Raw genomic sequence first — 15,089 nt, 5'->3', positions numbered from 1 at the left:
GCGCCGTTCTGGAGCCCAAGGGCGCGTTGAAAAATAGGTGCCAGCGGAGAGTGAAACCGCGGCTTCGGCGGGCGAAAATTAACCTTTTGTTTTCCATGCCTGTTTAGCGTGGCTTAACGAATGGCGAAGCGCCGTTTGCAGGCCGCCAAGGGTAAAGCTCCAGACGATGGTTGACAGGGAAAACCGTGAAGACTGGAAGCGCGAGCGTTCGCTGCTGGCGCTTGGCCAGGCTGTGCGCGGCGACGACGAACCCGACGCGTCCCTGGTCTCGATCGGGGACCGGGCGGATCCGTCATGGCGCGAGGATGCCGCCACGCGCCATCGTCTCGCCCGGTCACAGCGCGAGGCGCTGTCGAATCCGAAGCTGCCGGATGCTGTCGGAACAGATGGATATCAGGCTGGCTATGAGCCTGCTTCGTCAGCGCAGGTGCCGCCTGAACGCGGTCGATCAGCCGGCGATTTTTCAGTAACCAGATCGGCATCACCAGGCTACGCGCATACCACGTCGCGGACAGGGTCTGTTGCTGCTGAAACCGCAGGCACCTATCGCCCCGATCGCACATCCGAACCCTACCATTCAGGCGATGCGCGCGCGTCCCACAACGACGGCGCGGACAGCCAGCAATGGAAGCCGCTGATCGATCCGATGCAGGTTGTCCGCGGTGTTGGCAAGTCGAAGCTGCTGATCGTGGCGACGACAATACTGGGTGCCGGGCTCGGCATTGCCATCGCGCTGTCGACGCCGAAGAAATACGAAGCCACCACCGAACTGATCGTCGATCCGCGCGACCTGAAGCTCACCGATCGCGACCTCACCCAGTCGGTCGTCGCCTCCGACGCCACGCTGGCCATCGTCGAAAACCAGGTCCGGGTGCTGACGTCCGGTACTGTTCTGAACAAGGTCGTCGACAAGCTCAATCTCGTCAACGACCCGGAATTCAATGGGCAAGGCAGCGGCGGTCTCGGCGTCATGTCGCTCATCCGCTCCATCCTGACACGGCACGACGGGCCGGGTGGTGTCGACGACACCCGCCGCCGTGCGCTCGCTGTCGGCAATCTGGCCGAAAGCCTCTCGGTCGAGCGCGGCGGCAAGACCTTCGTCATCACCGTCAGTGCCACCACGCAGAATGGCGAGAAATCGGCGCTCATCGCCAACACGATGACGGATGTCTTCCTGCAGACCTTCGGTCAGATCCAGTCCGATACCGCCGGCCGCGCCACCGACGAACTGACGGCCAGGCTTGATGAGTTGCGCAAGGGCGTCGAGGCGGCCGAGCGCAAGGTCGAGGATTTCAGGGCCACGCACGACCTTGTCGACGCGCAGGGCCACCTCATCAGTGACGACGAGATGCTGAAGCTCAACGAGCAGCTGTCGGTTGCGCGCGCCCGCACGCTGGAGCTCAACGCCCGGGCGGCTTCGGCGCGTTCGGTCGACGTCAACTCGGTTCTCACCGGCACCTTGCCGGAGGAGATCAACTCCAACACGATGAGCGATCTGCGTTCGCAATATGCGTCGCTCAAGCAGGAGGCTGACCGCGCCGCCATCCGGTTAGGTCCGCGGCACCCCGAACTCCAGGCGCTCAATGCCCAGCTTGCCGGCGCACGCGACCGCATCGCCGCGGAGCTGCAGCGCATCGGCTCGTCGCTGCAGGTCGACCTCAAGCGCGCAGTCCAGCTCGAACAGGATCTCGCCTCTCGTCTGGCGCAGCTGAAAGTCCGCAGCGGCGACGTCAACAGCGATCTGGTGTCGATGCGCGAACTGGAGCGCGAGGCCACCGCCAAGCGTTCCGTCTATGAACAGTATCTGCTGCGCGCCAAGGAGACCGGCGAGCAGAAGGACATCAACACCGCCAACATCAATGTGATCTCGAAGGCCTTCGCGCCGCTCGAGCCGAACGGGCCATCGCGGGTCGTGGTGGCGCTTGCCGGCCTGTTGCTGGGCTTTGCCTCCGGCGTTGGCCTCGGCGTCATGCGTGGCGCCTATGAGAGCTTGCGTGACACCGCGACATCACGATCGCGCCGCGAACGCGGCATGGACGAACGCCGGATGCCTTACGAAGACAAGCCATATCAGGCAGCACCCCCAACGCCACCAAAACCACCGGCACCGCAGCCGGCGGCACCGCCACCACCTGCACCTCCTGCACCACCCCCGCCTGTTCAGCAGGCTGAGATCACGCCGGACGAAGGTCCCGGTCGGATCAGTGCGCTGCTGTCGATGCTGCGCAAGGCCATGTCCCGCAAGCAGTCCCCTGAGGACACCGTCGATACCGGTGAGTGGGTCTCGCCCTTTGCCGATGGGAAACCAACGGAAGATTTGACGCACCCCGCCTATTCCCAGTCGACAGAGGCCTTTGCGCCTCGGCAGCCGGCTGCGGCAGCCTATCCTCCGCCGCCTTTCCGGCCCGGTGGCCATGTCCCCTATCCGCAACAGACGGCGCAGCCGCCATTGCCTCCTCACATGGTGCCGCAGCGACCGTATTCGGGTCCGCAGGCCTATCCCTATGGGCAGCCGATAGGCTATCCGCAGGCGCAGCCCTGGCAGGTGCCGCAGCAGCCGGGCTATCCCTATCCGCAGCCGGGTCCCCATGCCGGGCAGCTGCCTTATCCGCCCCAGCCCGCTTCCGCGCCTTATCCGCAACAGCCCACCTCGCCACAGCAGGCAGCTCAGCCTCATGAGCCGTCGGTGGAGGCGCCGCGGGCCGCCGAGGATGTCGAACAGCACGCCCCAATCGACGAAATCCGCGCCAGCCTGCGCGAATTCCGCGAAGCGGTCCGCGAACTTACCGAGACCCGCACGCGTCGCCGTTACTTCTGAGCTACAAAATACGTCGCGATGCCGAACAAAAACATGCCGGTTTCGCGTAAACGGCATGGGACGGCGCTTTGACGGGATTGCGTGTTGGAATTTTCGTGAAAATGCCGCGCTGCATGTTGCCGAAGGCACGCTCCTGGGCTTGATCCGGGGGCGCGGGTTTCGCGGCCTGCGTCAGACAAGGATCCAGGGCGACGCATTCATGTTTTCGGATGCGGCCGCTTTGGGCGGAACGGTGTTGAGGGTGGTCCATGGCCGAAGTGATTGATGGTAAGAGCGTCGCCGAAGACGTGGTGCGGACGGTCAAGACTCTGACGGCCGAACTTGCCGCCAAGGGCAAGGCCAAGCCCGGTCTTGCCGTGGTCATCGTTGGCGAGGATCCGGCCAGCCAGGTCTATGTCGCTTCCAAGTCGCGCACGGCCAAGGAATGCGGCTTTCACTCCGTCCAGCACACGCTGCCGGCCGAGACCTCCGAACCGGCATTGCTGAAGATCATCGGCGATCTCAACGCCGATCCGGCCATCAACGGCATCCTGGTGCAGCTTCCGCTGCCTGCCCACATCGATGCCGGCAAGATCATCCAGACCATCGCGCCGGAAAAGGATGTCGACGGCTTCCATTTCATCAATGTCGGCAAGCTCGGCACCGGCGAACTCGAGACCGCCTTCGTGCCTTGCACGCCGGCCGGCTCGATGCTTTTGATTGAGCGCGTGCGCGGCAAGGACCTGTCCGGCCTCAACGCGGTCGTCGTCGGTCGCTCCAACATTGTCGGCAAGCCGATGGCCAACCTCCTGCTTGCCGCCAACTGCACCGTCACCATAGCCCACAGCCGCACCAGGGATCTGCCGGCGCTCGCCCGCACCGCCGATATCCTCGTCGCGGCCGTCGGTCGGCCGGAGATGATCAGGGGTGATTGGGTCAAGCCCGGCGCCACCGTCATCGATGTCGGCATCAACCGCATTCCGGCGCCGGAAAGGGGCGAGGGCAAGTCGCGCCTCGTCGGCGATGTCGCCTATGCCGAAGCGGCGAAGGCCGCCGGCGCCATCACACCGGTGCCCGGTGGTGTCGGGCCGATGACCATTGCCATGCTGATGGCCAATACGTTAGCCTCTGCCTACCTTGCGGCCGGATTGAAACGGCCGTCCTTCTGACCCACCAGAAAGCCGCAGCTTTGCCGAACCCAACTGTTCCTGTAGAACGGCCGGTCATGACTGATCCCGTTCAAGGTGGCCGGCAGTTCGCTTTCCTGCTGGTCGACAAGTTCTCCATGTTCTCGCTGGCCGCGGCGATCGATACGTTCCGGTCGGCGAACCGTTTGCTTGGCCGCGACTTCTACGGCTGGACGACGGTGTCGGCAGATGGCGATCCGGTGATGGCCTCCAATGGCCTGCCGCTCAAGATCGACTATGCCGTTGCCGACCTGCCGCCGGTCGACATCCTCTTCGTTTCGGTCGGACTGACGACGGAATTTCCCGGCAAGAGCAAGGTGCTTGCGGCGCTGCGCAGCTGGGGCCGGCGCGGCAACGCGCTCGGCGCGCTGTCGGTCGGCTCCTACCTGCTTGCCGAGGCCGGCCAGCTCGAAGGCTATCGCTGCACCATCCATTGGGAAAACCGCGCCGGCTTTGTCGAACGGTTCCCCGACATCAACTGCACGGGCAATGTCTTCGAAATCGATCGCAAGCGCTACACATGCGCGGGCGGCACCACCTCGATCGACCTGATGCTGGAGATCGTGCGCGGCGATTTCGGCTCCAATCTCGCCAATGGCGTCGCCAATCAGTTCCAGCACGAACGCATCCGCTCGGCCGGCGACCGCCAGCGTGTCGGGCCCGAACGCGATCTCACCGGCAAGTCGGAGAAGCTCAGGCGCATCGTCGAACTAATGGCCGACCACCTCGACGAGCCGCTGTCGGCGGTGCAGCTGGCCAAATCCGCCGGCCTGTCGGTGCGTCAGGTCGAGCGCCTGTTCCTGCGCCACCTCAGCGTCACGCCTGGCCGCTATTACATGCGGCTGCGGCTGGAGCGGGCGCGCGAATTGCTGCGCCAGACCAACATGCCGATCCTCGATGTGGCGATCGCCACGGGCTTCACCTCGCATTCCTATTTTGCCCAGAGCTACCGGCTGCAATTCGGCAGGCCGCCTTCTGAAGAGCGGCGCACGACCTACTGAGCGGATTTTCGCTTCCGCTCAAAAGTTTGACATTCCGCCGCCTCACACCCGCACCCGGACTTGTGTCGTGACGTGGCGTCAAATAGCTTTCCCGCCCGGACCGGGGCGGACTTGAGGAGATTTCGATGGCGGGACTAGCACGGAGCGTCGCTGCGGCGATCCTCCTTTTGTCGATGACCACATTCGGCTTCGCCGCAAACAAGGTCATCATCATTCTCGATGCTTCCGGCTCGATGTGGGCGCAGATCGACGGCAAGCCCAAGCTTGAAATCGCCCGTGAATCGCTGAGAACCGTGCTTCAATCGGTCCCCGCCGCCGACGAGATCGGCTTCATGGCCTATGGCCATCGCGAAAAAGGCAGCTGCGACGACATCCAGTTGATCGTGCCGCCACAGGCAGGCTCGGCAAGCGCCATCTCGGCCGCCGCCGACAGCCTGAAATTCCTCGGCAAGACACCGCTGACGGCTGCCGTCAAGCAGGCGGCCGAAGCGTTGAAATACACCGAGGACAAGGCGACCGTCGTCCTCATCACCGACGGGCTCGAAACATGCGGCGGCGACCCTTGCGCGCTTGGCAAGGAACTCGAAGCGTCCGGCGTCGATTTCACCGCCGACGTCGTTGGCTTTGGCCTCACCGCCGACGAAGGCAAGCAGATCGCCTGCCTCGCCGACAACACCGGCGGCAAATACATCCAGGCCTCCGACGAGAAGGCGTTGCAGGAGGCGCTTGTCGAGACCGTGGCGGCACCGGCGCCAGCACCCGCTCCTGAACCGGCTCCCGCTCCCGCCCCGGCGCCTGAGCCCGCGAAACCGGAATTCAATTTCCAGCCGACGGTGGTGATGGCCGAAGGTGGCGAGCCGATCACCGACGGCAACGCCTGGGAGATCTACAAGGCGAACTCCGACGGCTCACGCGGCGATTCCGTCACCACTGAATATGGCACCTACAACGGCAATCTCGAGCCCGGCGACTATATCGTCGTCGCACGCGACGACGAGGCCAAGGTGGAGCAGAAATTCAAGATCGAGGCCGGCCAGGTCTACAAGCCGCTGTTCACACTGAACGCAGGCACCATGCTCATTCATCCGCGGTCGAGCCAGGGCGCCGACATCAGTGACGAGGCCCATGTCGATTTCACCTATCCGGGCGGCAACACCACCCACTATGGCGACACGAAAATCATCGTGCCGGCGGGTGAGCAGAAGGTCACGGTCCAGATCGGCAGCGGCTCGGTGACCGAGACCATCCAACTCACCGCCGGCCAGAAGATCGAAAAGGACGTCATCGTCGGCGTCGGGCATGTCGTGTTCAACGCCTACTATATCGCCGGCGGCGACAGGGCCGACAGTTCCGGCCTCGGCTTCGAAATCGTCAAGGCGAAGAAGAAGATCGATGGTTCACGCGACGATGTCGAGCATTCCTATGGACCGGACAGCAAGTTCTGGCTGCCGCCGGACGAATATGTCGCGGTCACCACGCTTGATCTCGCGACCGTCGAGGAGCCGTTCAGCATCAAGGTCGGCGACAATCAGGACATCAAGGTGCCGCTCAATGCCGGCGTTCTGGCCATGTCGGCCCCCGGCGCCTACTCGATCGAGATCCTGTCGCCGAAAAAGGACATCGAGGGCAACCGCAAGGCGCTTGGCCTGAACTATGGCGACACCTGGCAGCAGGCCATTCCGGCCGGCGATTATGTGGTCGTCCGGCACATGTCCGATGAAGGCCATGACAAGGAAATGCCGGTGACGGTGAAGGCTGGCGAGCGGACAGAGATCACCGTTACGCCGTGACCGCCATCTGACCGGTGGCAAAAAAGGGCGGCCATCAGCCGCCCTTCCAGTTTAGAGTGATACCGTCACGCCGTGCCGAAGGCGCCGGCGCCATGGTCGGCACGACCGACCAACTGGCGGAAGCCAGCAAACAGCTCGCGACCGAAACCGAACTCATTGCCGATGAGGTCGGCATCCGCCGTCCGGCGCAATGCGAAGTCGCCGGCCGGCACCAGCACTTCCAGCGTTCCGGCGTCGGCGTCGAGCCGGATGATGTCGCCTTCATGGATCCTGGCGATCGGCCCGTCCTCGACCGCTTCTGGCGTGACATGGATCGCCGCCGGCACCTTGCCGGAGGCGCCCGACATGCGGCCGTCGGTGACCAGCGCCACGCGCTGGCCGCGATCCTGCAGGATGCCGAGCACCGTGGTCAGCTTGTGCAGTTCCGGCATGCCGTTGGCCTTCGGCCCCTGGAAGCGGATGACAGCGATGAAATCACCGGTCAGCGTGCCTGCCTTGAACGCCTCGTTCAGTCCTTGCTGGCTGTCGAAAACCTTGGCCGGCGCCTCTATGAGGCGCCGCTCCGGCTTTACCGCCGAGGTCTTGATGACGGCATGGCCGAGATTGCCCGAAAGCACTTTCAGACCGCCGGTTGCCTGGAACGCCTTGTTGAACGGCGCCAGCACCTTCTCGTCGCCACTTTCGCGCGGCGAGGCTTCGCGCACCACGCCGCCGTCGGCGCCGAGCTTTGCCTCGACCGCATAGGGCCGCAGGCCTTCGCCCCACACAGTCTGCACATCCTCGTGCAGGATGCCTTCGTCGAGCAGTTCCCGGATCAGGAAGCCGAGCCCGCCCGCGGCGTGGAAATGGTTCACGTCGGCGAGACCATTCGGATAGACCCGAGCCAGCAGCGGCACGGCTTCCGACAGGTCGGAAATGTCCTGCCAGGTGATGGCGATGCCGGCCGCCGCCGCCATGGCGATCAGGTGGATGGTGTGATTGGTCGAGCCGCCGGTGGCATGCAGGCCGACGACACCGTTGACGATCGAACGCTCGTCTATCATCCGGCCGACCGGCGTATAGGCATTGCCGAGCGCGGTGATCGCCAGCGCCCGTTTCGTCGCCTCGCGGGTCAAGGCCTCGCGCAGCGGCGTGCCGGGATTGACGAAGGAGGCGCCGGGCGTGTGCAGGCCCATGATCTCCATCAGCATCTGGTTGGAGTTCGCCGTACCATAGAAGGTGCAGGTTCCCGGGCCGTGATAGGACTTGGATTCGGCTTCCAGCAGTTCGGCCCGTCCTGCCTTGCCTTCGGCATAGAGCTGGCGGACCTTGGCCTTTTCGTCGTTCGGCAGGCCGGTCGTCATCGGCCCGGCCGGAATGAACACCGCCGGCAGATGGCCGAAGGTCAGTGCCGCGATCACCAGCCCCGGCACGATCTTGTCGCAGACGCCGAGATAGACGGCGGCGTCGAACATGTTGTGCGACAGGCCGATCGCCGCGGCCATGGCGATCACATCGCGCGAAAACAGCGACAGCTCCATGCCGGGCTGGCCCTGCGTGACGCCATCGCACATTGCCGGCACGCCGCCGGCCACCTGGGCGATGCCGCCGGCCTCGCGCGCCGCGTCCTTGATCAGTGCCGGAAAGGTCTCGAACGGCTGATGCGCCGACAGCATGTCGTTGTAGGAGGTGATGATGCCGAGGTTCGGCACCTTGTCGGCGCCCAGCGCCAGTTTTTCCGAGGGGCTGCACACCGCAAAGCCGTGAGCGAGGTTGCCGCAGGACAGCACGGCCCGGTTGGCGGTGCGGTTCGACGCTTCGGCGATACGGCCGAGGTAGCGCTCGCGGCCTGGTCTGGAACGCTGGCGGATGCGCTCGGTGATGGCTTCGATGTCGCGTCTGGCGGTCATGGTCTCGGTCCTTTCAGGCGAGGTCCCGGAACACCCTCCGGCTGTCTGCCGGGACCCTCAGCAAGTTCAAATCAGGGCGCCCAGAAAACCTCTACGGGCTTCGCTGCGGCGTCGAGCACGGCGCGGATTGGCTTTCGCGGTCCAGGCGCAACCGCGCTGTCGAAGGCGGTGCGCTTGTCCTCGCCCTCGATGTGCAGCGCGATGAAGCCGGCATCGACGATGCGCGCCAGCGACAAGGTCAGCCGCGGCTCGCCGGCGCTGGCCGCATGAACCGGCAGCACGATCCTGTCGGACGACGGGTCAAGCAGCTTTGCCAGATCGTCGGCATCCGGAAAGAACGAGGCGGTGTGGCCGTCCGGTCCCATGCCGAGCACGACGACATCGAGCGGCCAGGGCAATGACTGCAGCGCCGCATTGTCGGACGCCGCCGCATCCTCGATGCCGACGGCTTCGTGATAGAGCGGCACGAACCGTGCCGCTTTTGCCGCGTTCTGCAAGAGATTGGCGGCCACCAGCCCGGCATTGGAGCGCGGCGAGGAGGCCGGCACGAAGCGTTCGTCGACAAGCGTCACAATCACCTTGTCCCAGGCGATGGGCATCGCCGAAAGGGCGGCGAAGAATTTTGCCGGTGTGGTGCCGCCGGAGACGGCGAGCAGCCCTGTGCCGCGCTCGGCGATCGCCTTGGTCAGGCGGCCGGCGACATGACCGGCAAGGGCGGCCGCCAACTCCTGGCGCTCGGCGAAGCCGTTCCAGCTGTAGGCGGCGCTGTTCAATTGCTCTCGTGCCATGTCCGCCCGTCACGTTCGATCAGCGCAATGGAGGCCGAGGGTCCCCAGGTGCCCGCTGTGTAGCCCTGCACTTCCTGTCTGGCGCTTTCCCAGGCGTTCTGGATCGGGTCGATCCATTTCCACGCCGCCTCGACTTCGTCGCGACGCATGAACAGGGTCTGGTTGCCACGGATGACATCCATGATCAGCCGTTCGTAGGCGTCCGGCGCGCGGCCGTCGAAGGATTGCGCGAAGCTCATGTCGAGCGAGATCTGGCGCAGCCGCATGCCGCCCGGACCCGGATCCTTGATCATGATGAACTGCTTGACGCCTTCGTCCGGCTGCAGCCGGATGACCAGCTGGTTGGCGAAGATCGGCCCGGCGCTGTCGCCGAAGATCGAATGCGGGATCGGCTTGAATTCGATGACGATCTCCGAAACCCGCGTCGCCAGCCGCTTGCCGGTCCGCAGATAAAACGGAACGCCTGCCCAGCGCCAGGTGCCGATCTCGGCCTTGATGGCGACGAAGGTCTCGGTGTTGCTGTCGTGGGCAAGCTCCTCGACATAGCCCTTTACAGCTCCGCTGGCCGAGGCGCCGGCACGGTATTGTCCGCGCACTGTATGTTTCGGCGCCTCGTTGCCGTTGATGCGCTTCAGTGCCCTGAGCACCTTCAGCTTCTCGTCGCGCACGGCGTCGGCGTCCATCGACGACGGCGCTTCCATGGCGACGAGGCACAACAGCTGCAGCATATGGTTCTGCACCATGTCGCGCAGCGCGCCGGCCTTGTCGTAATAGGTGACGCGGTCTTCCAGCCCCACGGTTTCGGCCACGGTGATCTGCACGTGATCGATATGGGCGGAGTTCCACAGCGGCTCGTAGAGCGCGTTGGCAAAGCGCAGCGCCATCAGGTTCTGCACCGTCTCCTTGCCGAGATAGTGGTCGATGCGGAAGATCTGGCTTTCGTGGAAATCGTCGCCGACCAGGTCGTTGAGTGCTCGCGCCGAGGCGAGGTCGCGGCCGATCGGCTTCTCCAGCACGATGCGCGAGTTCGGCGTGATCAGCTTGTGCTCTTTCAGCTTGTGCGAGATATCGCCGAACAGCGCCGGCGCCACCGCCAGGTAGAAAGCGCGGATGCGGTCGCTGTCGCCGATCGCCTTCTTCAGCTTGTCGAAGCCGGCGCCGGTCGTTGCATCGGCCGAAACGTAGGAAAGGCGGGCAAGGAAGGTCTTCAGTTCCTTGGCGTCGATATCGGCCGCTTTGACGTGGTCGGAGATCGCCTGTTTGGCGAAGGCCTGGAATTCCTCGTCGGTCATCTTCGAGCGCGACGTGCCGATGATGCGCGTCGGCTCGGAGAACTGATGGTCGCGCTGGCGATAGTAGAGCGACGGCAGAAGCTTGCGCTCCGACAGATCGCCGGTGCCGCCGAAAATGATGAAGTCGAAAGGATCGACTGGGATGATCTGGCTGGTCATGGTCTGTCCGCTCTGACGCCGGTCGCTGTGACGCGGCTGATATAATCTAATCGATTTAAATTTTCCAGTGCCATGGTGTCACATCTGAGTGTTGCGCCTGCCTCTTGACAGCCCGATACCTCGGAGGCTTGTCGACAGGCGCGGCTCCGGAAGCCTTCGCAGTTGCAGCATAGAGCGGGATCGAAGCGAAAGCCAAAGGAGAAATCGGCGATGGCCGCACATCTTTCGACCAACCCGGTTAGAAGTCGTGGCCCGGTTAGAAGTCGTGGCTTTGCATGTGCTGCAGGCACACCTGTCGATCGTCACCAATCATGAGCGGGAAAAGCATGCGTCTGGAAAACAAGGTTGCCGTTATCACCGGTGCGGCGGCGGGCTTTGGCGAGGGCATCGCCAGGCGCTTTGCCGCGGAAGGCGCCAGGGTCGTCGTCGCCGACCTCAACGCCAAGGGCGCCGAGCGTGTCGCCAGCGAAATCGGCGCGGCGGCGATCTGGACCCAGACCGATGTTTCGCTGCGGTCCGAATTCGACGAGATGGTCTATGCCGCAAAGAGCGCCTTCGGCCGCATCGACATCATGGTCAACAATGCCGGTTACACCCATCGCAACGGCGACATGCTCAACGTCGACGAGGAAACCTTCGACCTGATCACCGCCGTCAACATGAAGGCGATCTACCACGCCGCACTCGCCGTGGTGCCGATCATGGATCGGCAAGGCGGCGGCGTCATCCTGACCACGGCTTCCACCGCAGGTCTGCGGCCGCGGCCCGGCCTCACCTGGTACAATGCCTCGAAGGGCTGGGCGATCACCGCCACCAAGTCGATGGCGGTGGAGCTGGCGCCGAAGAACATCCGCGTCAACTGCCTCTGCCCGGTTGCCGGCGAGACCGGCATGCTGGAGAAGTTCATGGGCGCCGACACACCCGAGATCCGCGAGAAGTTCCGCGCATCGATCCCGCTCGGCCGGCTTTCGACACCGCTCGATATCGCCAACGCCGCACTCTGGCTGGCGTCGGACGAAGCCGCCTTCATCACCGGTGTGGCGCTGGAAGTGGACGGCGGACGCTGCATCTGAAAGCGCCAATGCCCCGAAAATCGGTACCGATTTTCGGAAAGGATCATGGGCAAATCAAAGTGCGCCACGGTGGCAGCGTTTCGACGGCGGGTCGCGACAGGCGTCAGGCGCCGGTCTTGATGTAGCTCTTGTATATCCAGCCGGTCTTGCCGTTGTAGGTGATCTGGCACCACTTCTTGCAACTCATCACCTGCACCGAGGTCTTGGCTGGCACCGTGACGATGGCGGCGGCATTTTTCTTCGGGCCGCTGCGCATGGTCACGGCCCGCAGGATCCGTCCGGTGCCGGCTGCCGCGACTTTGCGTGGCTTCACCTTGGCCTGGCTGTCGTCGCCTTCCGCCGCTGCGGGCTGTTCTGACGGCACTTGCGGCTCAACCGCGGGGATGGCGGCGGTTTTCGCGCCATCGGTATGGCTACCCGCCGGCGCAGTAGGTGTGGCAACCTTGTCAAGTTCGGTGCTGGCATCAGTATCGGCTGCCGGTTGCGCGAATGCTGCAGCGGCTTTGTCCGGCGCTTGTTCAGCCTGGTTCGCCACCTGGCCGGGAGCAGGCGTACCGGCAGCGGACGCGGCCTTCGACTGCGAACCGGTCCAACGGGGATCATTGGCGGGCAGCGCCGGAATGGTGGCTTGCGCGGCCGCCACGGTCGGTAAAATCTTGTCCGACTTGCGCGCCGCCTGGGGCACGGCTGCTGCAGCCACAGCTGCTCCCACCGGAGCGATTTTCGTCGTTTTCACGGGAATGGTTGGAATGGTCTGCTCAGGGCTCGCCGCCGCCTGCCTGTCATTGGCCGGCAATGCCAGCCACAGCGCCACCGCGGCGACGCCAAGCAGTGCGGCGGTGCCGATCGCGGCGATCACCAGATGCGAATTCGAGCGAACCTCCTGCCAGAAGGACGGCCGCATGTCATATCCGAACTGCATGGCAAAGCGCCGACGTCCCGGCGCACCGAAACTGAAGGGCTCTCTCAATCTTGCCACCTCCATAAGCGGGCCGATGTTCTTTCGATCGAATGCCAAGAACTTGGCGCCAGATCTGCATCAGTCCCAAGAACCGAAGCGGGCAAGCCCGCAGAATTCCCCGTCAGTCACCCACAACCGGCATCTTTATATCGGCAATTGTGGCATCACTGCGCCCTCGTGAGGGATTCTGCTCCTTTGCCGGGGATTCTGCAATGTGCCGTTACGGCAACAAATATTACAACAATATTACATAGATGAGAGCGATCCTGTCCGCCTGGGGCACGATCCCGAAAAGTGGCATCCGGTTTTCGCTGGAGATCATGTTCCAACAAATCAGATGGAGCCCCGTCCCGATTCGATCGAGACAGAACGGCTTCTAGATCCTGTCCCGCAGCGCGAACCAGTTGAGCGCCAGGAACAGCAGCGGCGCGCGGAAGCGCCGGCCGCCGGGGAATGGCGGGATTTTCAGATCCTCGATCAGCTTCAGCCGGTCCCGGTTGCCGGCGACGGTTTCGGCATAGAGCTTGCCGAAGAAGTTCGACAGCATGACGCCGTGGCCGGAATACCCACCGGCCGAGATCACATTGGGCATCACTTCGCGCACGAACGGCTTTCGCGGCACCGTGATGCCGACATAGCCGCCCCAGCCATGCGTGATCTCGACATCCCTGAGTGCCGGATAGAGTTCTACGATCTGGCGGCGGATGTGGATGTGGATATCCTTCGGATCGTTGACGCCATAGACCTCGCGTCCGCCGAACAGCAGCCGGCCGTCCTTCGATCTGCGGAAGTAGCGCACGACGAAGCGGGAATCGTCGACCGCCTCGCCACCTGGCAGCACTGGCGAGTCCGCGCCCAGCGGCACCGTCGCGCCGATGAACGAACCGATCGGCATGATGTGCGCAGCACTCACCGGTTCGAGCGTGCCGCCATAGGCGTTGACCGCGATCAGGCATTTCTGCGCTGTCACAGTGCCCCTCGGTGTCGAAATCTTGACCTTGCCGCCACTGGAAATGATGCCGGTCGATGGCGTCTCTTCGAACAGCTGCGCGCCGGCTTGCGCCGCCACCTGCGCCGTGCCGATCACCAGCTTCATCGGGTGGATGTGGCCGGTGCCGGTGTCGCGCGTGCCGCCGAAATAGGCGGTCGAGCCCAGCCGCTCCGCCGTTTCCTTGGCATCCATGAAGGAAATATGCGGGTAGGAAAAACGGCTCGCCATGATCTCGGCATGCGCCTTGTAGTCGTCAACAAAGCGCGGCTTGTGCGCCACCGAGAGCTGGCCCGGCATATAGTCGATATCGATCTGGTTGGCGGCGGCGAACTCAAGGAGATGCGCCTTCGCCTCTTCGGCAAGGTCGAACAGCGCCTTGGCGCGGGAGAAACCATACTCGGCTTCCAGGTCCTCGACCCAGGCGCGCTGGCCGGTACCGAGCTGGCCGCCATTGCGCCCAGAGGCACCATCGCCGAAGCGATGCGCCTCGATCAAAGCGACATTGGTTCCCGCCTTGGCAAGGTGAGCAGCCGCCGACAGGCCGGTGAAACCGCCGCCGATGATGACGACGTCGCATGTCCGGTCGCCGTCGAGCGCCGAATATTCCGGCCGTGGGCCGGCGGTGTCCTCATACCAGGAACGGCCGGGGGAGATCGGGGATTGGTAGGGCATGATGCTCAATGGCAGTAGGGCAGTAGGGCAGTAGGGCAGTAGGGCAGTAGGGCAGTAGGGCAGTAGGGCAGTAGGGCAGTAGGGCAGTAGGGCAGTAGGGCAGTAGGGCAGTAGGTAGGACTATTCAGGTGACAATTTGCGGATCAGAAGCCGCAAGAGCGTTCCCACGCTCTCGCTACGGATCATCAAGGGTTCAACTGCCTCATGCGAGGCGATTCCGACGCGTTGCGCAATCAGCAGATGAGTCTCCAGCTCCTTGAGGGATCCCTGCGCGATCCTCAGAAATTGTCGATAGGAAGCTCGGCTCTCTCGACCATAACCCTCAGCGATGTTGGCGGGCACGGAGGTAGCTGCCCGACGCAGCTGAGTTGTCATTCCGTAGAGTTCTTCTTTCGGCCGGGCTTTTGTCGTCTCGTAGATCGATACCGCCAAGTCCATTGCCTGCTGCCAGACGATCAGATCCCTGTACGACTCGATCTTCGCCATCGT

General features: G+C 63.8%; 11 protein-coding genes. 5 read left to right on the top strand and 6 right to left on the bottom strand.

Features of this window, described 5'->3' with window-relative positions:
• Positions 1 to 166: 166 nt before the first annotated feature.
• The 4 genes from ACFFNA_RS32045 to ACFFNA_RS32030 all read left to right on the top strand — a co-directional run bounded on the left by ACFFNA_RS32045 (position 167) and on the right by ACFFNA_RS32030 (position 6,775).
• Positions 167 to 2,818 carry a GumC family protein gene (locus tag ACFFNA_RS32045; protein WP_378923771.1) on the top strand — a complete coding sequence of 884 codons (2,652 nt, stop codon included), beginning with the start codon at positions 167 to 169 and terminating at the stop codon, positions 2,816 to 2,818.
• 248 nt (positions 2,819 to 3,066) lie between these two features.
• Positions 3,067 to 3,966 carry a bifunctional methylenetetrahydrofolate dehydrogenase/methenyltetrahydrofolate cyclohydrolase FolD gene (gene folD / locus ACFFNA_RS32040; RefSeq protein ID WP_378923770.1) on the top strand — a complete coding sequence of 300 codons (900 nt, stop codon included), beginning with the start codon at positions 3,067 to 3,069 and terminating at the stop codon, positions 3,964 to 3,966.
• A gap of 56 nt (positions 3,967 to 4,022) precedes the next feature.
• Positions 4,023 to 4,985 carry a GlxA family transcriptional regulator gene (locus ACFFNA_RS32035; RefSeq protein WP_013530232.1) on the top strand — a complete coding sequence of 321 codons (963 nt, stop codon included), beginning with the start codon at positions 4,023 to 4,025 and terminating at the stop codon, positions 4,983 to 4,985.
• Between the two features lie 125 nt (positions 4,986 to 5,110).
• Complete coding sequence (locus tag ACFFNA_RS32030) at positions 5,111 to 6,775, top strand: vWA domain-containing protein (protein WP_378923769.1); 1,665 nt, start codon at positions 5,111 to 5,113, stop codon at positions 6,773 to 6,775.
• 65 nt (positions 6,776 to 6,840) lie between these two features.
• Here ACFFNA_RS32030 and edd read toward each other — a convergent pair whose 3' ends face one another.
• From edd to zwf, 3 genes are all read right to left on the bottom strand, one after another.
• Positions 6,841 to 8,664: a phosphogluconate dehydratase gene (edd, locus tag ACFFNA_RS32025; protein ID WP_378923768.1), complete on the bottom strand. Its 1,824-nt coding sequence runs from the start codon at positions 8,662 to 8,664 to the stop codon at positions 6,841 to 6,843.
• Between the two features lie 71 nt (positions 8,665 to 8,735).
• Positions 8,736 to 9,452: a 6-phosphogluconolactonase gene (gene pgl / locus ACFFNA_RS32020; RefSeq protein WP_111546730.1), complete on the bottom strand. Its 717-nt coding sequence runs from the start codon at positions 9,450 to 9,452 to the stop codon at positions 8,736 to 8,738.
• Positions 9,434 to 10,903 carry a glucose-6-phosphate dehydrogenase gene (gene zwf / locus ACFFNA_RS32015; RefSeq protein WP_378923767.1) on the bottom strand — a complete coding sequence of 490 codons (1,470 nt, stop codon included), beginning with the start codon at positions 10,901 to 10,903 and terminating at the stop codon, positions 9,434 to 9,436. The genes pgl and zwf overlap by 19 nt, the downstream gene beginning before the upstream one ends.
• A gap of 326 nt (positions 10,904 to 11,229) precedes the next feature.
• Here zwf and ACFFNA_RS32010 point away from each other — a divergent pair, with 326 nt between their 5' ends.
• Entirely contained in the window at positions 11,230 to 11,976 is a 747-nt protein-coding gene (locus tag ACFFNA_RS32010; protein ID WP_378923766.1) for an SDR family oxidoreductase, read from the top strand.
• A gap of 103 nt (positions 11,977 to 12,079) precedes the next feature.
• Here the strand turns inward: ACFFNA_RS32010 and ACFFNA_RS32005 are convergent, their stop codons facing one another.
• From ACFFNA_RS32005 to ACFFNA_RS31995, 3 genes are all read right to left on the bottom strand, one after another.
• Positions 12,080 to 12,946, bottom strand: a complete 867-nt coding sequence (locus ACFFNA_RS32005) for an SH3 domain-containing protein (protein WP_378923765.1) — start codon at positions 12,944 to 12,946, stop codon at positions 12,080 to 12,082.
• A 367-nt stretch (positions 12,947 to 13,313) separates the two neighbouring features.
• Positions 13,314 to 14,600 (bottom strand): NAD(P)/FAD-dependent oxidoreductase, encoded by a 1,287-nt coding sequence (locus tag ACFFNA_RS32000; RefSeq protein WP_378923764.1) that lies wholly within the window; start codon positions 14,598 to 14,600, stop codon positions 13,314 to 13,316.
• Positions 14,601 to 14,720: 120 nt separating this feature from the next.
• A complete protein-coding gene (locus tag ACFFNA_RS31995) occupies positions 14,721 to 15,086 on the bottom strand; it encodes a four helix bundle protein (protein WP_378923763.1) in 366 nt (121 codons plus the stop codon).
• Positions 15,087 to 15,089: the final 3 nt, after the last annotated feature.

Origin of the sequence: Mesorhizobium kowhaii (assembly GCF_042431665.1) — a bacterium.
GTDB classification, from domain to species: Bacteria; Pseudomonadota; Alphaproteobacteria; order Rhizobiales; family Rhizobiaceae; genus Mesorhizobium; species Mesorhizobium kowhaii.
This window is presented reverse-complemented; position numbering and strand designations above follow the sequence as displayed.